The 24,294-nt window shown below is 40.2% G+C and carries 17 protein-coding genes; 4 read left to right on the forward strand and 13 right to left on the reverse strand.

Annotated features, from left to right (window positions below):
• Nucleotides 1-137: 137 nt before the first annotated feature.
• Nucleotides 138-2,522, reverse strand: a complete 2,385-nt coding sequence (locus H5125_RS04050) for a PilZ domain-containing protein (RefSeq protein ID WP_101085711.1) — start codon at nucleotides 2,520-2,522, stop codon at nucleotides 138-140.
• Nucleotides 2,523-2,950: 428 nt separating this feature from the next.
• Between H5125_RS04050 and radA the strand changes: the two genes are divergently transcribed.
• A complete protein-coding gene (radA, locus tag H5125_RS04055) occupies nucleotides 2,951-4,330 on the forward strand; it encodes a DNA repair protein RadA (protein WP_101085709.1) in 1,380 nt (459 codons plus the stop codon).
• An 86-nt stretch (nucleotides 4,331-4,416) separates the two neighbouring features.
• On the opposite strand, the gene H5125_RS04060 is transcribed toward radA, so the two are convergent.
• From H5125_RS04060 to H5125_RS04075, 4 genes are all read right to left on the reverse strand, one after another.
• Nucleotides 4,417-4,782 carry a PilZ domain-containing protein gene (locus H5125_RS04060; RefSeq protein WP_182743609.1) on the reverse strand — a complete coding sequence of 122 codons (366 nt, stop codon included), beginning with the start codon at nucleotides 4,780-4,782 and terminating at the stop codon, nucleotides 4,417-4,419.
• Nucleotides 4,783-4,939: 157 nt separating this feature from the next.
• Entirely contained in the window at nucleotides 4,940-6,217 is a 1,278-nt protein-coding gene (locus H5125_RS04065) for a YjiH family protein (protein WP_243756207.1), read from the reverse strand.
• A 442-nt stretch (nucleotides 6,218-6,659) separates the two neighbouring features.
• Nucleotides 6,660-7,601: a U32 family peptidase gene (locus tag H5125_RS04070; protein ID WP_182743610.1), complete on the reverse strand. Its 942-nt coding sequence runs from the start codon at nucleotides 7,599-7,601 to the stop codon at nucleotides 6,660-6,662.
• Between the two features lie 9 nt (nucleotides 7,602-7,610).
• Nucleotides 7,611-8,612, reverse strand: coding sequence for a peptidase U32 family protein (locus tag H5125_RS04075; RefSeq protein WP_101085701.1), 1,002 nt, complete (start codon nucleotides 8,610-8,612; stop codon nucleotides 7,611-7,613).
• Nucleotides 8,613-8,752: 140 nt separating this feature from the next.
• Between H5125_RS04075 and H5125_RS04080 the strand changes: the two genes are divergently transcribed.
• The gene (locus tag H5125_RS04080; RefSeq protein WP_101085699.1) at nucleotides 8,753-9,250 is read left to right on the forward strand and encodes an SCP2 domain-containing protein; all 498 of its coding nucleotides are present in this window, start codon (nucleotides 8,753-8,755) and stop codon (nucleotides 9,248-9,250) included.
• Between the two features lie 132 nt (nucleotides 9,251-9,382).
• Here the strand turns inward: H5125_RS04080 and H5125_RS04085 are convergent, their stop codons facing one another.
• Entirely contained in the window at nucleotides 9,383-9,634 is a 252-nt protein-coding gene (locus tag H5125_RS04085; RefSeq protein ID WP_162022538.1) for a YfhL family 4Fe-4S dicluster ferredoxin, read from the reverse strand.
• A gap of 12 nt (nucleotides 9,635-9,646) precedes the next feature.
• Nucleotides 9,647-11,011, reverse strand: a complete 1,365-nt coding sequence (yegQ, locus tag H5125_RS04090; protein WP_101085695.1) for a tRNA 5-hydroxyuridine modification protein YegQ — start codon at nucleotides 11,009-11,011, stop codon at nucleotides 9,647-9,649.
• A gap of 247 nt (nucleotides 11,012-11,258) precedes the next feature.
• Between yegQ and H5125_RS04095 the strand changes: the two genes are divergently transcribed.
• Nucleotides 11,259-12,101 carry an HDOD domain-containing protein gene (locus tag H5125_RS04095; protein WP_101085693.1) on the forward strand — a complete coding sequence of 281 codons (843 nt, stop codon included), beginning with the start codon at nucleotides 11,259-11,261 and terminating at the stop codon, nucleotides 12,099-12,101.
• Nucleotides 12,102-12,225: 124 nt separating this feature from the next.
• Nucleotides 12,226-13,737, forward strand: a complete 1,512-nt coding sequence (locus H5125_RS04100) for a bifunctional diguanylate cyclase/phosphodiesterase (protein ID WP_162022539.1) — start codon at nucleotides 12,226-12,228, stop codon at nucleotides 13,735-13,737.
• Nucleotides 13,738-13,776: 39 nt separating this feature from the next.
• On the opposite strand, the gene H5125_RS04105 is transcribed toward H5125_RS04100, so the two are convergent.
• From H5125_RS04105 to H5125_RS04130, 6 genes are all read right to left on the reverse strand, one after another.
• Nucleotides 13,777-14,211, reverse strand: a complete 435-nt coding sequence (locus H5125_RS04105; protein ID WP_101085689.1) for a thioesterase family protein — start codon at nucleotides 14,209-14,211, stop codon at nucleotides 13,777-13,779.
• Nucleotides 14,212-14,251: 40 nt separating this feature from the next.
• Entirely contained in the window at nucleotides 14,252-14,938 is a 687-nt protein-coding gene (locus H5125_RS04110) for an ABC transporter substrate-binding protein (protein ID WP_242445095.1), read from the reverse strand.
• Nucleotides 14,939-15,405: 467 nt separating this feature from the next.
• Nucleotides 15,406-19,236 (reverse strand): EAL domain-containing protein, encoded by a 3,831-nt coding sequence (locus H5125_RS04115; protein WP_409085807.1) that lies wholly within the window; start codon nucleotides 19,234-19,236, stop codon nucleotides 15,406-15,408.
• A gap of 310 nt (nucleotides 19,237-19,546) precedes the next feature.
• Nucleotides 19,547-20,020, reverse strand: coding sequence for an NYN domain-containing protein (locus H5125_RS04120; RefSeq protein WP_101085683.1), 474 nt, complete (start codon nucleotides 20,018-20,020; stop codon nucleotides 19,547-19,549).
• Between the two features lie 17 nt (nucleotides 20,021-20,037).
• Entirely contained in the window at nucleotides 20,038-23,142 is a 3,105-nt protein-coding gene (locus H5125_RS04125) for a multidrug efflux RND transporter permease subunit (RefSeq protein ID WP_182743612.1), read from the reverse strand.
• Nucleotides 23,142-24,179, reverse strand: a complete 1,038-nt coding sequence (locus H5125_RS04130; protein WP_259395393.1) for an efflux RND transporter periplasmic adaptor subunit — start codon at nucleotides 24,177-24,179, stop codon at nucleotides 23,142-23,144. The genes H5125_RS04125 and H5125_RS04130 overlap by 1 nt, the downstream gene beginning before the upstream one ends.
• Between the last annotated feature and the right edge of the window lie 115 nt (nucleotides 24,180-24,294).

A 24,294-nucleotide genomic window follows, 5' to 3' on the forward strand; every position in this document is an offset into this window, starting at 1 on the left:
TATGGGAATAGTAAGTGGTTATTAACCTATTCTCTGGTTACTCAATCTTTGACTAGCAAAAAATGCTGATTTGAACTAAATCCTTCTTATCGATTTATGCCATAGCTTATTACGAGTAGCGGTTTCTGAAAGATTGCTTAGGCTAGTATCATTAAGCTTGGAAAACGGATTTCAACTTCAGTAGTAATATCTAATAGCTCACCCGAACCGATAACTCTCCATAATTGTTCTTCTAATTGCTTTGCACGGTGATTAGCATGAATGTGGATATATTCTAGCTCGCGTCGAATATAGCTCATATCGGGCTTGTCAGTTGCTCCTATATACACCCTTAACGCCATGAAGCGACCCACTTTTTTGCTTTGAGTAATAAATTGAATTTGTTGTTCTCTATTACCCAGTTCTGATTTAAGTTTACATTGGATCTGTACTGTACCTCTAGGGTGGCGGGTGAGTTGCATAAACACTTCAAAAAAGGCCATATCATGAGTGGGTTTCATTAACTTGATAGGGTCTATGATGTGTTGTTTTAATACATTGTTGTCTAGTAGTGGCTTTAAATTGTATTGCAGTACCTTATCGCTGTCTTGAGCAAATAAATGGCTTATTTCATCAGTCGTGGTACCAATACCTATGTAAGCCATTTGTGCCGCTTTTACTGTTTTTTCGATAAAATATGGCACTCCTGGCAATTGGCGCATCACGAGATTTTTCATACCATCAGCCAGTTCTTTTTTCTGGCCTTCATTGTCTGATAATTGCTCGAGTTTTTGTTTATTGTGAGCAATTAATTTACTTAAAAACTCAACGCCTTCATGCGGAGAGTGGCCAATGATGGCACTCAAATGCAAAGTTGCACCATTCATCCGGCTGCGAATTAGCTGATAAGGTAAATTCGATAAATTAGTTTTTCCAGCAGCGGCTTGCAGGCGTGGAAATGATAATGTAACCGGACCCGGTTCGTTGAAATTAGCTGATTTATCTAGAGTCAGTTGTAAACCTCGACTCGAAATATCATGAGTAATACCAGTGGCCTGTTTATCACCTTGTTGAATTGTGACTAAGGTTTTAAAGACGAATCGAGCCTCATGGCGCCGCTCACTAAATGGCATTGATACTTTTTTGATGCTGTGTTGTTTTATTTTTGCTTGAGAGAAAATCTTTAAGCCATTCACATCAGATTGATCAAACCAGCATTGATAGTCTTTACGAGCTTCCTCGTTGGTTAAATCAATAAGTTGTAAAGTATGACTAAATTGAGCTAATTGTTGCTCAGTGAGGGCCGCATAACGAGCATCATCCCCCGGTAAGGTGGATGTTTTATAGTTTTTGCTATGATCAATAGGCTGCATTACAATTTTAAATACGCGCCAGCTGGTTTTTGTCGACGCAAAACCTAAAAAGAGATGCATATTTTTGGTTGCTTTAAGCTCTGCTAAGGTAGCAGAATAAAAATGTAATTTACCATTAGCATTGTGTGTAAAACTGAATAAATAACAATGTTCATTATTTTCGGAGCTTTTGATCATTTGGCTTAAGCGTCGGGTATTAATAAAGCTCGGTAGCTGACTTATTTCATTTTCATCTTGAAAATAATGTTGGATTGGTTGGTTACCTCTACCCAGTAATTCGTAGGCTATGATTGGTTTACCATCGACAATCGAAACAAATAAAGGAAGATGCGTTAATAGTGGTAAGTAATGACGTTCATAACCTAATCCGGTAGCAGTAACGATGACGTCGTTGACATCAACTTTATAACGGAATTTATAACTGCGTATAAGCTGCGATAGTACGCCGTCTAATGCTTCTCCACTACCCAGTCTTTTCAATCTAAAAATAGCACTATCATCTTTGTTTTGAATATCCACTATTTGATATTCAACACCATGCTTTAGATCATCTAGATAAAATTCATCGCTGAGTTCAAGTAGTTTTACTCGCAAAGGTTTATCTTGGTCTAAATGATGCTTTAATGGCAACTTAATGCGAGCGCCGCCGACAGATAAATCTAGCGTTGCGCCATTCACTTCGGTTATGCCTTGCTGAGAAACCATAATTCGAATGCTATAATTCATTCGTTCTTCACAGCGATTAAAGTAGCTGCCAAGTACCACACCAGGCACTAAAAATGGATTTTCCTCGTCGACAACCTCAATTGAAACATTTTCTCTGAGTTTCAGACGTCGCAGTTTATGCGCTTTTATAACGTGCTCGTATACACCTAAGGTATATTTGTTGCGGTATAATGGTAGTGCTTGTAGCAGTGCTTCTTTAGCGGGTTCGTCTAGAAAATATCTTTGGTTAGCGATGACAACTTCTTCGCATGGCAGTTCCGTTTTATCTCGTAAATCTATAATTCGTGTACATAAAGATGAGATACGGTTTAGCTCCATTTTCAATAGAAAACGGGTTGAATTAGATTCGTCAACGGTTAACTGTTCAAATACGTCCTGAAAATCAGGTTCCATGATCAGTGGTTTTAGTTGTTCGATTAATGCCCTGTGGTTATCTAAACTCATTATTTTATCGTTTTAAATGCTTATTGTGAGCCTGGCTGATAATTTTATCGGCAAGAAAGTGCTGATCTTTATAGTAATATACATTTCAATGTTGTTCGATAGGTATGCACAAATGATATCGTTGTTAATTACTCAGAAACGAAGACTAACATAGCGTATTAATGGTAATGCTGTATTGATGTAACGTTTGTTTGTTGATTTTTACAGTTTGTTTACATGAGTGTGGACAATATTTTAATCATTGGCAAGACTCTGACTAAAGATCGTTGTTATTATTATACTTATGAGTTGCCTAAACCGTCATATTTGATTCGTTCGATGTGAGGTTTAGGCAGTAAAGAAATTTCTAACAATGATGCTTTATTAACTTTTAGACTGAGTGACATGGGTCATAAAAGTACTAATTGATTTGCAACCTAGGAACTAACATGGCGAAAGCTCCAAAAATGGCATTTGTTTGTGACGATTGTGGCCTGGATTATCCGCGTTGGCAGGGACAGTGTCGTTGTGGTGCGTGGAATTCTTTGGTGGAAATGAAACTGTCGGCCTCAAAGAGTTCAACTTCACGTTCATCGGTATTGGGATACGCTGGTGCTGTGGGGGGGGGCTCTAAAAAACTCAGTGAAGTTGAATCACAAGATGCCGAAAAAAGACTGACTGAAATCGGTGAATTAGATAGAGTGCTCAGTGGTGGTTTAACGACGGGATCGGTGAATATTATTTCCGGTGACCCAGGAGCTGGTAAAACAACATTACTGTCTGATTTGGTCGCTCGGATGTCACAATCTATGGCTTCACTGTACTGTACTGCAGAAGAATCATTATCTCAGTTCAAAAACCGTGTTAATCGTTTAAAGCTTAATTATAACGAAGATAACTTGTTTCTGCTGTCTGAAACCAGTGTAGAAGCCATTATTGAAGAATTAGAAGCCAAGCAAATCAAGTTTGCTGTCATTGACTCTATTCAAGCGGTTGTCACCGATGCGGCCAATGGCAGTCCGGGGTCGCCTTCACAAGTTAAAACGGCGGCTCAAGCATTTACTCAATATTGTAAAAAAAATAATGTCACCATGTTCATTATTGCTCACGTAAATAAAAATAACGAAATAGCAGGCCCGCAAACCTTGGTTCATATCGTAGATTCATTGCTACATATCGACACCAACGACGGGCAAATTCGTACCTTGCGCGCCAATAAAAACCGTTTTGGTGATGTTGATACCGTGGGGATATTCCGCATGAGTGAACGCGGTATGATCAGTGTTGATAACCCAAGTGAAATATTTTTATCGGGTTCAACCACCGAATCGCCGGGCTCGACCATCACTTGTATTCGTAAAGGTAACCGTAATTTACTATTGGAAATACAATGTTTAACCACCGAGACTGAATCTGAGTTTCCACAACGAGTGTGTGTGGGCTTAAACATGAATCGGATTAAAATGTTAACCGGTATTTTACGTAAGCATACTAAAACCAAAATTTTTCATGATACATTTTTTAATATAGTAGGCGGTTTAAAAATTGATGAGTCAGAAACCTGCATCGATCTAGCGCTTGTTACGGCATTACTGAGCAGTTTAAACGACTTTGTCGTGCCTAGAACCACTTGTATTATGGGCGAGTTGAGTTTGAATGGCGATGTGCGCCCAATTGATAGTGGTGTGCCGAGAGTCAAAGAAGCTGCGCAGCATGGTTTTACAGAGATTTTTATCCCATTCCGTAATTATCACAAAACCATGGAAGGGCTAGGGGCAAAAATTATTCCAGTGAAAACTATCCATGAGCTGCTTGAGTTAATTAATTAACCCTCGGTTGCTAAAAGCAAAACTTGAGCATAAAAAAGGTAAGTCATTGACTTACCTTTTTTGCATTTTACGGTATATCTGAAAGCTTAAGGCGCTGGAGTGATTAACGACGTAAGCTCACGATCTAATAACTCAGCGTCGCCTATGTTGAGTTCAATAATTCGGCGCAGGTGGGTAATGCTGTCAACGTCAATGTGAGTACACTTTAAGCCCAGGTGTTCTGGGGTTTTATGGACAATTTTCGCTTCCATTTTGAGTTCAATATCAGAGTCGGGTAACACAAACTCTAAGGTTAAAATGCTATTGAGTTGGCCTGTATACCCAGATGGTAATTCTACTAATGCACCGTTAAGACTTAAATCTAAAATTTTAGTGCGCCAAGTTTGTTCTGTTTGCGCGAGATGAGCACTGGCTGCAAAAAAAATGCGAGAAAATTTACGTCTGTCGTCCATAGTTTGCCCTTAGTAATCAATATCGCAAAGACACATAGTCAGTGTTTATTGTTTAAGCATACTCGATTTATCTCGATTACGCTGAGAATATTTAGTTTAAAAAAGGAGCGCATTGCGCTCCCTGGTTATTTTGAGTGGTTATATATACTGACTTCAACTAAATGAGTAAATGACCCATTAATGCAATAATCGGTAGTGTTACTAAGGTTCGTAGAATAAAGATAACGAATAGCTCAAAAAAGTTAACCGGTATTTTACTACCAATTAAAAGAGCACCTACCTCGCTCATATAAATAAGCTGAGTAACCGATAAAGCAGCAATAACAAAACGGGTCAAATCTGATTCTATAGAGCTGGCCAAAATGGATGGGATAAACATATCGGCAAACCCTACCACAATCGTTTTCGAGGCTTCGGTGGCTTCTGGAATATGCAGCAGTTCTAACAGCGGAATAAATGGCATACCTAAGTAATTAAAAATAGGCGTATGCTCAGCCAACACTAATGCGACGGTACCAATAGCCATAACAACAGGGATAACCCCGAATATCATATCGACAACGTTTTTAATCCCTTCCGTTAGCACATGCTTAATGCCACCTGCAGAAGATGCGCGTTGCATTGCTTGATCAAATCCCCACGAAAATACACCATGATTGGCTGGGATCGTTTCGTCATCTTCATGGCGAGGGGTATTATCAATATACAGATCTTTCTTCCATGATAGCGGCGGTAATTTAGGGACTATTATTGCAGCAACAAAACCAGCTAAGCACACTGTCAGATAGAACGGCACAAACAAGTGCTCAAGTTTGACCTGTGATATCACCACTAAGCTAAAGGTTATCGATACGGCAGAAAAGGTTGTACCAATAACAGCAGCTTCGCGTGCAGTATAGAAACGGGTTTCGTATTGTTTAGTGGTCATTAAAATGCCCACACTGCCATCACCTAACCAAGATGCCATGCAGTCAATAGCACTGCGACCAGGTAAATTGAATATTGGGCGCATTACTTTGGTTAATAATGTGCCAAAAAACTCCAATAAACCAAAATTGAGCAATAGCGGTAATAACATGCCAGCAAAAATAAATACTGAAAATAGTACAGGTACTAAATCATTCAGAACTAAGCCACCCGTGGCCGATGAAATAATCGCTTCGGGGCCCACTTGCAAATAAACCATGACGATAAAAATTGCGCCTAGAATGCGCACCGCTAACCAAAATAAATTCACTTTCAGTAAAGTGCGTAAAAAAGTACTTTTACGCACGAATTTAGGATTAATGAGCTGTGTGAGTAACGAGGCCAATGCCATTAATACTACAATGCAGGTAACAATAAGCTGAATCGAACTGCCCATTTGGCTTTGCAACGCTTTTGAGATGATTGCAATCGGAATGGTAATCGAACCTTCGACATTGATAGGCGTCATAAACAGTAACAAGCCAATCAGTGACGGAATAATAAAGGTGAGAATTGTTTTAATGTTATGTTTTTTATGTGTCACGTTAAATACACCTTACTTATGTGTTCTAAGTTGGCCAGCTGTGCTACCCAACTGTTTATTATGGACCAAAATTGAATGTCCATTCAGTTGTTTTTTTGGGTAGGCAAGGTTACCCCCTTATTTGCTGTATGTAAAATGATAACTTAATCGAATAGATATTAGTTAAATGTGAGTAGATATTTACTTTAAGAAATTGTTGGGGTATATGGTTAAAATCTAATTTAATCAGCCTGTTGAAACTTTGTTGCGGGTGTGTGTTATCTTTGGATCTAGCACTTTTTTATGGTTTGTATGCCATTAATAAACATGGATATGATGACGGTTCATGACCACTTTTATTAATGGCTATCAAGTAGCGTTTATAAGGTTAACGCGCTGGAGTATTGGGCTCAAGGGAATAGTCCATGCCCGGTAACCCTAACCAATAGCCATTGCAATGATGATTGATAATCGATGCCTGTTTATTGTCATTAAACTGTTTATTAATTAGCGATTTACTATTAAGCGGCTCTTCTGTTATTTGTGTTAATACATCAGCAAGTTCTGAACCCATGGCTATATCGGCTAATTTATTGGGGGATATACGCCAATAATCAATCCCCATGTCTATCATTTGTGGAATTTGGTTAATCAGGTTTACCTGCGCCGCAGATTGAGTTTGAATGCCATTTAAGCGGAGTAACGGTTGTGACTCTTGAGTTTGAGCCAGTAAGCCTTTGCTATGGCGTTGGCAAATAGTTTGACACTTATCTTTTGGCAATTGGTAATGTTTGGCGGTAAAACAGCGTGCAGAATGTGCCAAGGGTAAATAGCCGTGACCGAGCACCTCTATTTCAAAAGCGGGTTTATCACCTTGATTGATGACGGTGTTTAACCACTGCTGGGATAATTCACAAGGCATGACAAAACGGTACATCCCTTTTTGGTGCAATAAATCAAGACTGGTCCGATTGTAATTATTGATTGTTGGCCCACACACAAAGGGGACTTTCGCTTGGTGCGCATAATGTACTGCAGCCATATCATTCGCTTCGATACTAAAATCACCATTATCAATAGCTCGTTTCAGTTCATTAAGCTCAGATTGCGCTTCTATCAAAGCCATGGTTGATAACACCACATGTTTGCCATGAGACTTGAGCATATTGGCGAGATCTAGGTAGTCGTTAAACTTCAGTTCACGGCGGCGGCTGCATACGGTTTCACCTAAATAAACGCTATCGATGTTACTCAATGCTACTTGCTGATAAAAGTGCTCAACGTCAGATTTCGACCAGCAGTAACTAATTGGAGCGAGAGATATTTTCATTGTAAAACCTTATTGCCATTGACGCTCATAAGCGCCCAATGTAGTGATTTGTCCTTCGGATACTTTTGCTAACGCTTGCGACCATTGTGGTTGCTCGCAAAAAGACTCGGGGTTGGCTAAATAAGTGTCGATAGCGCTACGCCAAACGTGGGTGACTTGGCTGACGTAAGCAGGGCTTCGCTGACGTCCTTCTATTTTAAGTGATTTAATTCCCGCTTGGGCGAGCTCGGGTAACAAGCTTAAGGTGTTTAAACTGGTAGGTGACTCCAGTAAATACTTTGCATCATGATCGTACTCAGCAACATAACGGCCTTTACAGACCACTGGATAACCCAGTTGTTGGTTAGCATCAGCTTTATCGATTAATACATTATTGAGTCGGGTCAATTTATCGCTGCCAGAATCTTGCCAGCGCACATGATTAGCCGGGGAACATGAGCCGCCGGTATTAGGTGATTGTCCTGTTACATATGATGATAAATGGCAGCGTCCTTCAGCCATGATGCATAAACTACCAAAAGCAAATACTTCAAGCTCAACAGGGCTCACTTTAGCTAAATCTCTAACCTGTTTAATCGACAACACTCGTGGCAATACTGCTCGTTCGATATTAAAAGCTTGTTGATAAAATGACAGAGCCCCTAAGTTTGTGGCGCTGGCTTGTACCGATAAATGTAGCGGAAGGTGCGGATAATGCTGGTGGGCATAATCGAGTAATGATAAGTCAGCTACGATGAGGGCATCCATTTCTAATTGTGCGGCTAAATCAACGGCCTGATACCAGCGCTGTTCTTCGCCGGGTTTCGGAAAAGTGTTTAGGGTTAAAAATACCTTTCGCCCTTGGCTTTGGGCCAGTTTTGTCGCTTGTGCCAGTTGTACTGCAGAAAAGTTTAGACCTGCAAACGAGCGCGCATTAGTGTCATCTTTTAGTCCGAGGTAAACCGCATCAGCGCCAGCGTTCAGAGCGGCTTTGAGCGACGCTAAATTACCTGCAGGGCATAAGAGTTCCATGTTGGTGTTCTCATTTTTTTCAAAGAACAGGAGTGTAAATGTGATTGAGTTAACATGATTTGATTTAAAACAGGTTTCGTTAGATAAATTGCCAGTAAACTGACTTGATTATTGGTTCAATTTACAAGTAGGTACTCTCGATGGCTCAAGCATTTACACAACAATTATCGGCGCACTTGTTACATTTCGCGCCTCAAGTAAGCCGTCGCTCGCTGAACTTGATGCCTGAAGCGTTAAAAATAATCGTCATTAATAAGCTGCTTAATTTAGTGTTAGCGGAACAATTGAAGGCAGATGAACTCCATTTTCTCAAACAAAAGTGGGTAGGCATTTGTGTTGATGATATTGGTTTGCGTTTTGAGGTGGGTGTCGAACAACAACTACGAGTGCGTGCTTTTACTCAGCCTGATGTGACATTAAGTGCCAATGTGCCTGAGTTAATTTTGGTTGCAGCAGGCAAAGAAGATCCCGACACGCTATTTTTTCAGCGTAAATTACGTATAGAAGGGGATACAGAGTTGGGGTTAGAGGTTAAAAATTTATTGTTGTCTATAGAGTTAGATAACTTACCCAAACCCGCTCGGATCGGCATTGAGCAACTGGCAAAAGTATTACAAACATTAACAGCCAGTGAATAGTGATGGTGTTATTTGACTATAAAAATCGGCGCATTAAGCGCCGTTTTTGCAGATACTAGATGCTAGATACTAGATACTAGATACTAGGTACCTAGGCACTATATATTAGCTCTTAGTTGCTCAATCCTGAGGTTACACATTGCCCGTGAGAGCAGCGTATTTTAGTAATAGCGCATCATGTGACTCGACATTTTTTGGGTCGGGATCGATACAATCTATAGGACAAACAGACACGCAAGTTGGCTTGTCGTAATGACCGACACATTCGGTGCACAACGCGGGATCGATTTCATACACCTCTTCACCCATAGTAATGGCCTCATTAGGACATTCGGGTTCGCACATATCACAATTGATACAGCTATCGTCGATGATTAGTGCCATAAAAACCTTAATTTAAGCTGGTTGATGAGGGTTTCGGGTATCCATTCCCTCAGGTAAATTACGCATTAACATGGCTTTGTCGATATTAATAGCTGCTGGAAGCGCTAGAAACACAAAATGGCCTGAGCCTAAAGCAGAGTCAATCGATTCGCCTTTGCGATTTATTAACCATTCAATAGTGATAACAAAATTACCTTCAGTTGTCATTATTTCAACACTGTCACCGACTGAAAATTTATTTTTTACATCAATTTCAGCCAAACCCTCAGCATTTCGTTTACCGGTGAATTCACCAACAAATTGCTGGCTATCACTCACAGAATGGCCATATTGATAGTTTTGATATTCGTCATGAACGTGACGACGTAAAAACCCTTCGGTATAGCCACGATGCGCCAAACCTTCAAGGTTGTTCATTAATGTGCGATCAAAGTCTTTGCCTGTAGCGGCATCTTCAATTGCTTGGCGATATAATTGTGCGGTGCGCGCGACATAGTAAAAAGATTTGGTACGACCTTCAATTTTTAATGAATCAATCCCCATTCTGGTTAAACGATCCACATGTTGAATAGCCCGTAAATCTTTTGAGTTCATAATGTAGGTGCCATGTTCATCTTCAAACGCAGGCATATACTCGCCAGGACGACCAGCTTCTTGCAGTAGCACTATGTCGCTACTAGGTTGGCCCGAACCTAATGTAGGGCTCTCAAACTGTACGGTTGGAGCCACAGGGATGATATCGCCAGTCTCTGTTTGCTGTGCTGGGTGCACATCGTATTTCCAACGGCATGAGTTGGTACAGGTCCCTTGATTAGGATCGCGTTTATTCATGTAACCAGAGAGCAAGCAACGGCCAGAGTACGCCATGCAAAGTGCGCCATGCACAAACACTTCTAATTCAATATCTGGACAACGTTGGCGAATTTCTTCAATTTCATCCAATGATAATTCACGCGATAAAATGACTCGCTTGATGCCTTGTTGTTGCCAGAATTTAACCGATGCCCAGTTAATCGCATTTGCTTGAACCGATAAGTGAACCACTTGTTCAGGAAACGCTTCGCGGACCATCATGATAAGCCCAGGGTCAGACATGATCACCGCATCAGGTTTCATCGCGATCACCGGTTGCATGTCTTTAATATAGGTTTTTAGCTTGGCATTATGTGGGGCAATATTACTCACCACATACAATTTTTTACCGAGGGCGTGAGCCTCTTCAATACCGCTGGCAAGTGTCTCCATTTTGAAATCATTATTTCTAACTCGTAAGCTATAACGAGGTTGGCCTGCGTAAACAGCATCAGCACCATAAGCAAAGGCGTAACGCATATTTTTAAGCGTACCAGCAGGAGATAATAATTCAGGTTTAAACATGTTTTTCGACCTAATTGAACATTGTGTGATGAAAGGGGCGAAGCTTACTTAAGGATATTAGCGAGGACAAATATAGCCTTGGTATTTGTGAGGTTGGTTGTATTTTTATTGTATCGAAGGAATTTATAACTGTTAAATCAGCACAGAAAGATATAAATAATTGAGTTGTCGTCAGTTGAGTAATCGCAAACGTTATCGGTTTGGGTATATAATCCAGCATTAGAGACTATTTATTTATGGAGAACCCATGTCTACGGAACATCAACTCTTGGTTGGACTATTAAAAAAGCTCAAAGATGATGCTTTAGTTTTACCAACATTACCTGAAGTGGCCATGCGTGTTCAAGAAGTGGTATCTCGTCAAGATTCGAGCCTTAAACAAGTAGCAGATATTATTGGACAAGATGCGGCTATTTCAGCCCGTATTATTAAAGTGGCAAACAGCGCTTTATATTCTCGTGGTAATAAAGCAGAAAGCATCAATGCCGCAGTTAATCGTATTGGTTTAGTGCAAATTAAATCTATTACCACGTCAGTTGCCATGGAACAGCTCTTTATCTCAACCAACGAAATGGTGTGGGAGGTGATGGATGAGGTATGGAAAACCTCTATTGAAGTGACGGCTTCATCTTGTGCGATGCTTGAAATGTATAACAAACGTCATCCCACTAAAAAACTAGACCGTGATACGCTTACCCTTGCGGGATTGGTACATAATATTGGTGCATTACCAGTATTAACCGAAGCAGAAGTTCACCCAGAATTGTTTAGCCGAATTGATGACTTACGAAGTCTCGTACGTAAAATGCAGGGGCCGATTGGTCGTGCGGTATTAAAAACGTGGGACTTTGCCCCAGAAGTTATGGAAGTGGTGGAGCGTTGGGCTGATCTTCATTATATGCCTGAAAAAGTGACTTATCTCGACTTTATTCGTTCTGCGGCATTTTATACTGGTGAACTTAGAGCCGGTGAAGAGTTAGAAGAAAGGTTAGGTGTCTTTGTCTTACGAGGTTTACCTGTAACACCAGAAGATCTTGCTAGTGATGAGTTTATTGATATGTACCATTCAATTAAGCAAAGTTACGAATAATGCTATGTTAAGTGAGTTTCACGGGTATTAATCAATGAGCTAACATTAAATGATTAATATCTAAGTGAGATGTTTTTGATGTTTAAATAACCGATGGCTAAAACTGTAACATGATGAATACTTAATGAATTATTTGCTAATAACAGTGTTATTTATGATTGTGATTATGCTGTGCACCATTGCATTTCTCCATTGGCGTCAGCATCGTTTTATTAAACAATTAACTCACTCGTTAGAATTACAATTACTCAATCAAGATTCATTTAACATAGATTCTCCTGCCAAATCGTTAAAACCGCTCATTAATGTCCTCCATCATTTACATCAATCAAGCTTATTTAGCACCGAACGAGATAAGTTAACCGGATTAGCGAATCGTGTTGGCTTTAAACGTAAAATGTTGTCAAAAATGCCTATTTCAGAAGGTATGTTAGTGCTGGTGGATATTCGACAATTTCGTTTTGTGAATGATTTATTTGGTTTTTTATTTGGTGACAAATTGCTGAAAGCTTTTGCCAAGCGGATAGATAACCTGAACTGTAAAGCACAGTTCATCGCACGTATGAACGGTAATGAATTTTTGTTGTTTTTCCAGCAACCGTTGACTGTCGAGCAGTTGCAAACGATAAAAAATGATTTACAAAGTCCATTTGAAATAGAACAACAGCCAATCAGTATCAAAATGCAGCTCGGAGTATTGTCGCTCAATGAGCATCATGCCGATGTCAGTTTGATGCTGCGCCGTTTAGATTTAGCACTGAAGAAAGCCAAAGCATTAAAACAGCCGATTGCTTTTTACGATCAAGATGATGATAAAGCACAATACCGAGAATTGTTGATTATTAATGGCTTGCCTAAAGGGTTAAAGCAAGGTCAATTATTTATGGTATTTCAACCAAAGCTAGACATAAAAAGCGGCCGATGTAAGCAGGTTGAAGCGTTAATTCGTTGGCAACATGAAGGCTTAGGATTAATTTCTCCAAATGAATTTATTCCATTAGCGGAACAGACCGGAATGATCGATATTCTGAGTAGTTGGGTGTTAGATAACGTATTGGCTCAACAAGCCAAATGGCGAAATATGGGGGTTTACGTTAATGTAGCCATTAATTTGTCATCTACTGATTTAGATAATCCAAACCTTGCTGCCGATGTCGCCACCAAACTATCCCAGTATCTGGTTCCTGCCGAAACCATTACCATTGAAATTACTGAAAGTGTGTTAATGAAATCGCTCGAGCAAACGATTGTTACCTTAAATCAATTACGTGATATTGGAGTCAAACTTGCGATTGACGATTTTGGTACTGGTCATTCTTCTTTAGCTTATTTGCGTCATTTACCCGTTGATGAAGTGAAAATTGATAAAGCCTTTTTAGATGAATTTGAAACATCTCAAGCGGCGAAACAAATTGTTAAGACCAGTATCGAGCTGGCTAAAAATTTAGGTTTTGAAGTGACGGTTGAAGGGGTTGAATCTAAGTCTGTTTTAGATGCATTACATCTTTTTGGAGTAGACACTATTCAAGGTGATTACTTTGCTAAACCATTGACTGCCAGTGAGTTTGAACATCTTTATCCGCAACTTAATTATCAAAAAATTAATAATCCACACTTTAGTGATCCTAAAAGTTAACTCTCTTCAACGTTAAATGTCGTTGTGTCTGGTGGTTAATTACTTAAATCCTGCTGATAAATGAGCGATTAATTCTACAGGCATAGGTGCAAGTTGACGCTTCTGGTTCATGCAGACCATTTCAATTGTAGCCGTTACTGCAGGTTTTTTAGCATTAGGCCGCCATATTTGTTGTTTCCATACGGTACGATATTTACTTTCAAAATAAAATTGTGTGCGCACATCAATAATATCTGCAAACTCAACCCCATCGTGACATAACATATCGCTGCGATAAACGGCAAAACCCAATTGTTGTTGCTGCCAAAGTTGGCTGAGTACATCTGCGCCGATGACATGTTCACGCGCACGCTCGAAATATTTTAAGAAGTTAGGATGATATACCACACCAGAAAAGTCGGTGTCCTCATAATAAATTTGTACAGAAAAAGAGTGAACTGGGCTGTACTTGTGCTCTACAGAGGGGTGACTCATTACACTATGACCTTATATTATTGATATTGTGGTTATGTCGTTAATCATTTGAAGGCAGAAGCAGCTGTTGGTACTTACCTTGTCTTTGTAACGTTAGCAGCCCTTTGTCGAGTAATTGGCTAATGTGCTCTGCTTGAGGGTTAAGTTTAGAAAATGCGACGAAAATTTTACTGGTATGATTATTAAACTTAGCTTTTATATTACGGCTAACACCCATCTGTTCGATGTAAACATCAGCAACAAGGTCATACATAATGGCGGTATCAATTCTGCCTACTAATAATAAATTGATTAATTGGCGCTGGCTATTTACCGTGATGACGTGTAACTGCAGCTGTTCAACAAGCGTCGTAAATTCGTCGCCGTACTCATAACCACTCACAATACCAATCGTGCTTTTTATTGGGATCTGCCATTTATTATCCGCAATGGTAGGGTGTTCTTTGGCAAAGAAAAAAGAAGCTGTTACTGTAAACAAAGGTTCATTACCGAATATAAATCGGTTAATAGTGCTTTGCTCTTTTGTCACATTAAAAACGCCATCAACCGAACCTCGCTCGGTCATAATCAAACCACGAGTATAGGGTACGACAATAGTAGAAACGTCAACATCAACTTGCTTAAAAGCCTGTCTAATAAGGTTATGGGAAATACCATTACCCACTTCATCGGCAAAAGGAGGCCAACTATCTTCTGCCGCTAAAGTGATTTTTAGTGGTTCTGCCACGGCGATGGTCGAGTTAAATGTATATAAAACTCCCACTGATATGAATATCAATTGGATGAATAAACGAGCTCGTTTGGGCATGGGAATGTAATCAAAAATTAGTTTTTTGTAACGTATTAACGACATATAATCCTTTATAGAAGTGTCCTGCTACGGCCCAGCAAGAATAACACTTTTGCAAATAAAGTGATATTCCCAATCATGTGAGCCCTCTCATTATTGATTTAAATAATAACAATGTAATGCGATATGAATAAGCATTTCACAGGTAATTATCTGCCTTGAAATGAATGTGTCTTCGCATCAATAACGAGAGTTTAAGGCACCTTATTAGGGTTAGTTTAGAATACAGATTGATAGGTAACAGCATCGTTAGTGAAGGTTATGTGTGTTTGCAGACGTCGCAGTAAGTCGTTAACAGTTTGGGTGCTGCTTATGCATGAATCGCTAATAAGTTACCGCTCTCATTATTCGTTTTCAACTTCAACATATTCACATAAGGTTAACTTGTTATGTAGAAGACATACTTCTAATTGAGTGACATCAAGAGCATGACTGAATAAAAAACCTTGAACTATTTTACAATTATACTGTTTCAATTTAAGCAGCTGAGCATGAGTTTCGACGCCTTCTGCAATGACATCTAATTTCAGCTCATTACCTAAGGTAATGATGTTTCGTAATACTATATTGCTGGTTTCTTCAGGCAAAATACTGCTTAAAAACCCTTTATCAATTTTTAAAGTATCAATGGGGAACTGGGTCAAATAGTTTAATGACGAATAACCTTTGCCAAAATCATCTAGGGCAATACGTACGCGTAATTGTTTGAGTGCTAATAGAACGTCTTGTGCTGTTTTTAAATCTTTAATGAGTAATGACTCGGTTATTTCAAGTTCAAGATAATGAGCCGGGAAGGCGGTTCGTTCTAAAATGGCAGCAATGTCATCAACAATAGTCGGTTGTGATAATTGTACCGGTGAAATATTAACCGAAATATTACCTCTCAGTATCCCTTGTTGAAGCCAGCGATATCCTTGCTGACAGGCTTGTTCAAGTACCCATAATCCAATATCGATAATTAAGCCACTGTCTTCAGCTTGATCAATAAAGCGGCTAGGAGAAATCATCCCGTGTTGAGGGTGATTCCAACGAAGCAACGCCTCTAAACCGACAATCTCATGTGTATCAACGCAACATTTTGGCTGGTAATGCACTTCAAGTTGCGCATCTGACATGGCATTATTTAGCTGATCTTTAATCAATAATCTTTCTAATAGTGCCGTGGATAATGTTTCGTTAAAAAAGTAACTTCCGTTTCGCCCATTCTGTTTAGCTGCGTACATGGCGGTATCAGCATGTTTTAATAATGTTTTGGCATCTTTACCATCTTCCGGGAAGCATGCCACACCAATACTGGCAGAACTGTTTAGCCAATATTGATTAATTTGATAGCCTTTGTTGAGCGTTTGACGAACTCGTTCAATGATATTAACTAAATCTCGGTTCACGTCGGCCGCAACTTGCTCGTATGGAATGATTAAGGCAAATTCATCTCCGCCGAGTCGAGCCAATACATCTTGTTGGCTTAAACAATGCTGAAGCCGTTTACCAACTTGGATAATGAGCTCATCGCCTACGTCATGGCCCATAGAATCGTTAACTTCTTTAAAGTGATCTAAATCGATAAACACCACAGCGGCGGTGTTGTATGGATTAGACATAAGTAATGACAGTTGTTGATTAAAATGAAACCGGTTTGCCAATCCCGTTAAGCTGTCAAAGTTAGCCCGGCGACTGAGCTCTCTCATTTGTTTGATTCGAGATAACGCAAACAAAATCATAATCAATATAATCATGGTGCCCGAAGCAATTAATGCGTAATACCACCAGGCTTTTTTAATGTTAAATGCAAATTCTGCCTGTTGGTTGCTCCATATACCGTCGCTATTGGTGCTTTGTACTTTAAACACATAATCACCAGCGGCTAAATTAGTGTACATCGCCCGAGGTAGTAATGTGGTCAGCCAATCCTGATCGAACCCGGCTAACATATATCGATATTGATTCCGTTCAGGGGCGGTATAGTCTAATGATGCAAATGAAAACTGGATCATGTTGTTGTCGTAATCAAGTATCGGCTTCGGGGGAGGGTTATGGCTGTTAATATTAATATACGATTTATTGGCTATTTTTGCCGAAGTGATATGCACCGGAGGCGCAAAATCATTTTGGCTAATAGTGTCGATATCTATCTGTATCACCCCTTTATTAGTACCTAATAGTAACTGGTGTTGATAAATGGCTATTGCGGCTTCATTAAAGGTTAAGTTGTCGGTGTTAATCACGCTGGGATAAACACTTATTTTAGCGGTTTTGGGGGTATATTTGATCAACGTATGCTGGCTCGTTAGCCATAAATTACCTTGGTCATCACCAATGACGGCTTTTAAACGGTTATCTGGTAGGCCTTGCTGACGTGTAATGTATTCAATGGTAAATCCCTGAGGTACATTTGATGTTGGAATTATTTTTGCTAACCCGAGACCTTGGGTTGCTGCCCATATAATGCCTTGTTTATCTTGGTAAATACCGCCTATTCGGATGTTCTCTCTTTCATTACCTAAGCTTAAGTGTGAGGTGATATCCGTTTTAGGATCGATAATGAAAATACCATTGGTAGTGGCTAACCATAACTCACCTTGGGTAGCGATTAAACTGTCGAAGGTGAAATTCCCACCTGAAGTATAAAGATTATCCGCATCGTTAAAATAATGTTTTATTAAACCTTTTTGCGGGTTAAATAGCATTACGCCAGCGTCTAAATAGCCAGTGATCCACACATTGCCTTCTTGGTCTGGGTCAACAGTATAGAAATCAGTATTAGGAAAGCCATAGGGATTATTCACTTTATTACTAAAGTGTTGCACAGTGTCAGAGCGTTGATCATAAAAACTCAGGCCTTCAGCGTCAGAAAACCACAGATTATTATCTTTGTCTGTAGTTACGTTCCAAATATTGTTTATTAATGATGGAGTGGTTTTATCTTTTAAAGGTCCTAATTCAACCGTTTTATTATCGATGTTTATCTTATCGATACCCTTATTTGTTGCTACCCAGGCATCACCTGATTGCGTTAAGGCTATTGCGTAAACATTGCCTCCAGATAGCTCTGATTGGCTGGCAAGGGGTTTATACAGTCGACTTGATTTTTTCAATGGCGTGTAAAAGGCCGCACCTTGGTTAGTCGCAAACCAAATGATTCCTGAATGGTCGATAAATACATCATCAACATCATTGGTCGGTAATGATTGTTGATTAAACGTTTGTGAGGTTAACCAGTCAAAATGTTCGGATGCGACAGTTAAATTTGCCGCACCTTTATCGGTACTAATCCAGATATGTTGATCGTCTTCAATCGCTATGCTGGAGATGTAATTACTGGGAATTTGTCCAACCTTTGGTTGTTTTGGACTAAAGAAATGTTGGAATGTGTTGTCGTTAGGCATAAATTTAATTAAGCCAAAATGTTGGCTACCAAACCAAAGTTGACCATGATTATCTATTTGACTCGTCAGAATGTAATCATTAAATAAATCTGCCGTAGCAACGGCTGAACCTATAGTGGATATTGCTTGTGCTTTATCTGATTGATATAGCTGCATTGTTGTACTGTTGGGTTCTAATAATGCGAGACCATGGTCGGTCCCTACCCAAATACGGTGTTGAGTGTCTTCAACTATGCTGTAAATAGATGTTTCTACAGGAGTATCTTGTTGGTTTAAATATAATGGAACCGAGATAAAATCGGTTCCATGCTCTGTTTTATATTGTAACCCACTGCCAGTACCTATCCATAGCTGGCGTTTTGAATCCAAGTATAAACGCATTATCCAATTGGTGTTTTGAGCGAAAGGCTGTTGTGAGGTGGGGTAGATGTTAAGTTCATCATCGACGGTGAGTTGATTAAGACCGTCTTCAGTAGCAAACCAGATATTGCCTTGGGCGTCTTCGATAATATCTGTCACAAAGTTATTCGATATATGTCTTTTGGATCCCGGTGAAAACTGAAAGTTTATAAACTCTTGGCCATCATAACGGCTCACACCAGCATCGGTTGCAAACCATAAAAATCCATTTTTTTGCTGATAGATAGAGGTGATCATGGTTGACGGTAAACCGTCAGCAATATTGAGCCTATCTATTTGAAACTGTTCTGCGTTTGTGGCTGAAATAAAGGCAACTGAAAGAAGTAAGCATAACAGCGAGCATAACCATCTTTGGAAAAAGAACACCATCAGAGACCTTATTATTATTTTTATAAAAAACTGATTTTGATACCTATAATAACAGGATGATATATTGTAAATACAGTCACTATTTTACACAACAAAATAATAACATTGTTTGTGAATTTGGGATCTACTCATCTTTCTCTCATCAAATTTAAACCGTATTGATGAGAAGAAACTTGTGTAAATGAAGGCTGAATGGCTGAGGAATAAATCAAACTAATTTCTGTTGGTATCAATTTTAGCGATATTTTTGTCGTATGTGTTAGCTTTGTCGCTTGTGCTTAAAGTGGGTGATTATTGTCATTGTTTGTATTTAAATAAGAAGAGAAGTATCGATGGCAGTGAATTGTTGCGCTTGATCGGTTAATGATTTTGCAGTGAGGCGCTCAACACTTAGTACATGGGTGTAGCATGTGGTCGTTTGGTTGATTTTTTTGAGTAATAAATCGAAATCACCATCACCAGACAGTAAAATAACCTCATCTACCGTGGGCGCTATCTCTAGCATGTCGATGGTAATCCCAACATCCCAATCTCCCTTGGCGGAACCATCACTGCGCTGGATATAAGGTTTGGTTTTAACCGTAAAACCAATATGTTTTAGTGCATCTTGAAATTTAACCTGACCGTCATCGGCTGGTGCTATAGCGTAAGCTATTGCGTGGCTAATAGTGCCCTGTGCCGACAAATGTTTGTATAAAGCTCGGTAATTGAATGAACGGCCAAAACCTTGCTTACAGGTGTAATAAATATTTTGCACATCTACAAATACGGCAAGCGTTGTCATTATTACACCTGTGAAGATTAAGGCTGTTGCGCTTTTTGAGCGGCAATGGCGTCATTAAGTTGTGCTTCAACAAACCCTGGAGAGTGAGTTGACGAAGAAATAAGTCGGTACATTGCGGGTATCACCAATAGGGTGACAACGGTCGCAAATGCCATGCCGAAGAATATCACAGTTCCTACCGCAATACGGCTTTCACTCCCCGCGCCGGTTGATACGATTAATGGAATGGCACCAATAAGGGTGGTAAAGGCTGTCATTAAAATGGGTCTTAAGCGACGAGCCGATGCGTCAATAATGGCATTGTCGAGCGATAAGCCTCGGTCGCGTAGCTGATTAGCAAACTCAACGATTAAAATACCATTTTTAGTTACCATACCAATTAACATGATCATACCAATTTGGCTGTAAATATTCATCCCTTGATGAGTGAGCACTAAGCCAATAAAGCCACCAAAAATCCCCATGGGAACGGTAAACATCACCACTGCAGGGTTGATAAAACTTTCAAATTGAGCCGCCAATACCAGATAAGCAATCAGCAGTGCTAAAGCAAATACAATGAGCACCCCAGCTTGGTTCTCTTTAAAGTCTTTTGACTCACCCGTGTAGGCAATTGAAATATCGTTTGGCAGTAATGTTATTGCGCGTTGTTCTAAAAAGTCGAGGGCTTCGCCTAGGGTATAACCTTCGCCTAAATTTGCTTTAATGGTAATCGATTTCTGCTTATTGGTATGACTTAATCGTTGCGGCGAGGCAACTTCTTCAACTTTAGTGACGGTATCAAGGGTGATTAATTCGCCTTTGCTGCTTCTAAAGTAAATCTTACTGAGGTCTGTGACGCTGTTAAAGCTGTTTTCATCACCGCGAAGGTACACATCATATTCTTCGCCACGTTCAACAAAGGTTGTTTCACTGCGGCCGCCCAACATGATTTCTAAGGTTGTCGCTATTTCTGAAACGCTAATGCCTAACTCTGCAGCTCGTTGCTTGTCTACCGTCACAACAAGTTCTGGTGTGGTCTCTGCGTAATCTAAATCAGCCCCGTCCAGCATAGGGCTTGCATCGGCTTCTTGTTGCAGTACTTGAGCCCATTTAAATAACTCAGCATAGTCAGAACCGCCCAGTACAAATTGAACCGGTTCACTTGATTGGCCTCTAAATCCTGGCAACATTGGCCGTACCATGACATCTGGAATGTCTTTTAACGTTTGGCTGATTAACGCTAACGCTTGTTTAATATCGGTATCACGATCTTGCCAGTCTTCTAACTGGATAATCGCAAATCCGGTTTGATCTCCCGCTCGACCGCCAAATGCTGGCGCTTCTACGCTAAATGATTTCACTACTCCTTGACCCAATAGTGGCATTAATCGGTTTTCAACGATGTCCATATTGGCAACCATGCGATTATAACTGGTGCCTTCGGCGCCTTTAATAAACGCAAATAATACCCCGCGGTCTTCTTGTGGTGAGAGTTGAGAAGGGACTTGTTGCAAGAGTAAATAGCTACCACTGATGCAGGCGATAATAATGAATGGTGCTGCCATGCGCCAGTGCAATGCCCATTTGACCATACTACGATACCGTTGCTCTAAACGATTAAAGCCATTATCGATCGCAATGTTAAAACGATTTTTCTTCACATTGGCTTTTAATAGTTTACTGCTCATCACTGGGGTAAGGGTAAGGGCGATAAGGGATGAAAACAGCACCGACATTGCCAGCATCACGGAGAACTCAGTAAACAATAACCCGACCATGCCATCCATAAATGAAATAGGTAAAAATACCATCACCAGTACTAGGGTAGTTGATATCACAGCAAAACCGACTTCGCGAGTCCCTTTATAGGCCGCAAGTATCGGTTTTTCACCTTGTTCAATATGGTGGAAGATATTCTCAACCACAACGATGGCGTCATCAACCACTAGACCAATGGCTAGAATAAGCGCCATTAGGGTTAATAAGTTAATGGAGTAACCTAAGCTGTATGCCGCCATAAATGCGGCAATTAATGATACTGGTACTGTGACTGCAGGAATGAGTGTTGCCCGTACTTGACCGATAAAAATGTACAGCACAAGAATAACCAATACCCCAGTAATGAATAGGGTGTTGTAAACCTCATTAATCGAGCGCGCAATAAACACATTGGCATCATAATCGACAACCAACTGCGTTCCTTTTGGCAGAAAACTCTGCACTTTGTCGACTTCTTGTTGTACTTGCAATGATATATCTAATGGGTTGGCATCAGATTGCGGCACTATGCCTAGGCTTAGGTTAACGATGCCGTTACTTTTAAAGGTCGAGTTTTCATTTTCTGCCCCAATGAACACGCTAGCGACATCTTTAAGATAAATAGGTGTGCCATCGTCAGCAGTGTGGACAACTAAATAGTTGAAGTCTTCTGGGCTGTAATATAGCCGTTTTGTTCTGACTGACATGACGGTGGTGTCGTTACGGACTTCGCCACCGGGTGTTTCAAGATTTTCGGTATTTAACGCACTAATAATGTCGTTGGTAGTTACATTTCTACCGGCCATTAATTGCGGTTTTAGTTGTACATACATGACTTTGTATAAGCCACCAGAAATATTGACTGAGCTCACCCCAGTAATTAAGCTAAATCTGTCCTCTAATACCCGCTGGGCGTAATCAGTGAGTTGAGTACGATCCATATTTTCAGAGCTTAAGTTGACGTAAATCGACGGCTCACCAGTACCATTATCTTTAGATACAATCGGATCATCAGCTTCATCGGGTAAGCGACGTTGTGCTTTGGCAACGGCATCTCGTACGTCGCTGACGCCTTCGGTTAAGTCCCAACCTAGTTCAAACTCGATTGAAATACGTGACATGCCATTTCGAGTGGTTGAGGTGATTTCATCAATACCGCTGATGCCAGTTAATTCATCTTCAAGGCTCTTGGTGATTTTACTTTCCATAATAGTGGCAGATGCACCGCTATAAGTGGTCATGACGGTCACTACCGGATTTTGTACGTCGGGCATTTCTCTAACCGACAGTTTAGAGAACGACACTAAGCCAAAAACACACAGTAATAAACTTAATACAATCGCAACTACAGGGCGCTTTACCGCCGTATCACTTAGCCACATTATTTTTGCTCCTGTTTAACAGGGCTTGTTTGAGCTTGCTTAGCTAAGTCTTTTACTTTGACACCATCACGCATATTTACCAGCCCTTGAACGACGATGTGGTCGCCGATGTTAATGCCAGATTCCAGTAACACTTGGTCGTCAATTCTGGCGCCTAACATCACTTCGGTGCGTGTGGCGATATTGTCCTGGTTGATTACGTAGACATAACGTTTGGTACCAGAATATTCAAGTGCTTGTACCGGAACAATAGGGGAAGACACGCTTGGAAATACCAGTGTCGCTGACATCATCATACCGGGCTTTAATTGACCCTTTTGATTATCAAACTGACTGCGAATATTGAGATTGAGTGTTTGTGAATTGACGCGTGGATCAATAGCGATAATCTTGCCAGTAAAAATGGTTTTATTCCATGCTCTGCTGGAAGCGTTTACCGACATTCCTGTACTTAACAAAGAGAGATAATGCTCCGGCACTTGTAAATCGAGCTGTAACACGGATAAATCATCAAGTGATAATAGTGACTCATTGATACTGACCATCTTGCCGCGGCTGAAGTTAACCAAACCAGTATTTCCGGAAAATGGCGCGGCTAGAGTATGGTAATCCAGATCGGTTTTAGCTGATTCAAGGCGAGCGAAAGCAATATCAACACTGGACTTTTGCGCTTCTATTTCTGTTTGAGTGATGGCGTTAACGTGAATCAACTTGTTAAACTCATTAAGCTTACGCACTTCATCTTGATAATAGGCTTGCGCTTCGGTCACGCTGGCTTTTGCTTTGCGGTTATCAAGTGTCAGTAGTGCTTGACCTTTATTGACGTATTGATTAGATGTGACTGCTATGCTGTCTATTTTTCCTGCGACTTGTGGCGCTATCATTACCGAGTGAGTTGCCGCCAGTTTTCCTATTAAGATAATTGATTGCGAAAGCTCATGTTGTTCAACGGTGGCGGTGACGACAGGAACCACTTTTTCAGCGCGAGGAGGTGTGGGCGCGGCAATACCATTGGAAATAAACCCAACATATCCCATCATCAATACGGTAGTCGAAAAAAGACATTGGCTAAGTTTTTTGATCATTTAAGTACACATCTCTATAAGCAATAATTGATGATGTCGTTACAAGACGACATTGGCTAACGACTAG

This window comes from Shewanella sp. SR44-4 (assembly GCF_014163715.1).
In the GTDB taxonomy this organism is placed as follows: Bacteria; Pseudomonadota; Gammaproteobacteria; order Enterobacterales; family Shewanellaceae; genus Shewanella.

Coding starts and splice junctions, on each gene's coding strand:
- H5125_RS04075 (WP_101085701.1), bottom strand. CDS start 8,612: ATGGAACTCTTATGCCCTGCAGGTAATTTAGCGTCGCTCAAAGCCGCT.
- H5125_RS04060 (WP_182743609.1), bottom strand. CDS start 4,782: ATGGACGACAGACGTAAATTTTCTCGCATTTTTTTTGCAGCCAGTGCT.
- H5125_RS04080 (WP_101085699.1), top strand. CDS start 8,753: ATGGCTCAAGCATTTACACAACAATTATCGGCGCACTTGTTACATTTC.
- H5125_RS04100 (WP_162022539.1), top strand. CDS start 12,226: ATGAATTATTTGCTAATAACAGTGTTATTTATGATTGTGATTATGCTG.
- H5125_RS04130 (WP_259395393.1), bottom strand. CDS start 24,179: ATGGGATATGTTGGGTTTATTTCCAATGGTATTGCCGCGCCCACACCT.
- H5125_RS04050 (WP_101085711.1), bottom strand. CDS start 2,522: ATGAGTTTAGATAACCACAGGGCATTAATCGAACAACTAAAACCACTG.
- H5125_RS04095 (WP_101085693.1), top strand. CDS start 11,259: ATGTCTACGGAACATCAACTCTTGGTTGGACTATTAAAAAAGCTCAAA.
- radA (WP_101085709.1), top strand. CDS start 2,951: ATGGCGAAAGCTCCAAAAATGGCATTTGTTTGTGACGATTGTGGCCTG.
- H5125_RS04120 (WP_101085683.1), bottom strand. CDS start 20,020: ATGACAACGCTTGCCGTATTTGTAGATGTGCAAAATATTTATTACACC.
- H5125_RS04085 (WP_162022538.1), bottom strand. CDS start 9,634: ATGGCACTAATCATCGACGATAGCTGTATCAATTGTGATATGTGCGAA.
- H5125_RS04105 (WP_101085689.1), bottom strand. CDS start 14,211: ATGAGTCACCCCTCTGTAGAGCACAAGTACAGCCCAGTTCACTCTTTT.
- H5125_RS04125 (WP_182743612.1), bottom strand. CDS start 23,142: ATGTGGCTAAGTGATACGGCGGTAAAGCGCCCTGTAGTTGCGATTGTA.
- H5125_RS04070 (WP_182743610.1), bottom strand. CDS start 7,601: ATGAAAATATCTCTCGCTCCAATTAGTTACTGCTGGTCGAAATCTGAC.
- yegQ (WP_101085695.1), bottom strand. CDS start 11,011: ATGTTTAAACCTGAATTATTATCTCCTGCTGGTACGCTTAAAAATATG.
- H5125_RS04065 (WP_243756207.1), bottom strand. CDS start 6,217: ATGACGCCTATCAATGTCGAAGGTTCGATTACCATTCCGATTGCAATC.
- H5125_RS04115 (WP_409085807.1), bottom strand. CDS start 19,236: ATGGTGTTCTTTTTCCAAAGATGGTTATGCTCGCTGTTATGCTTACTT.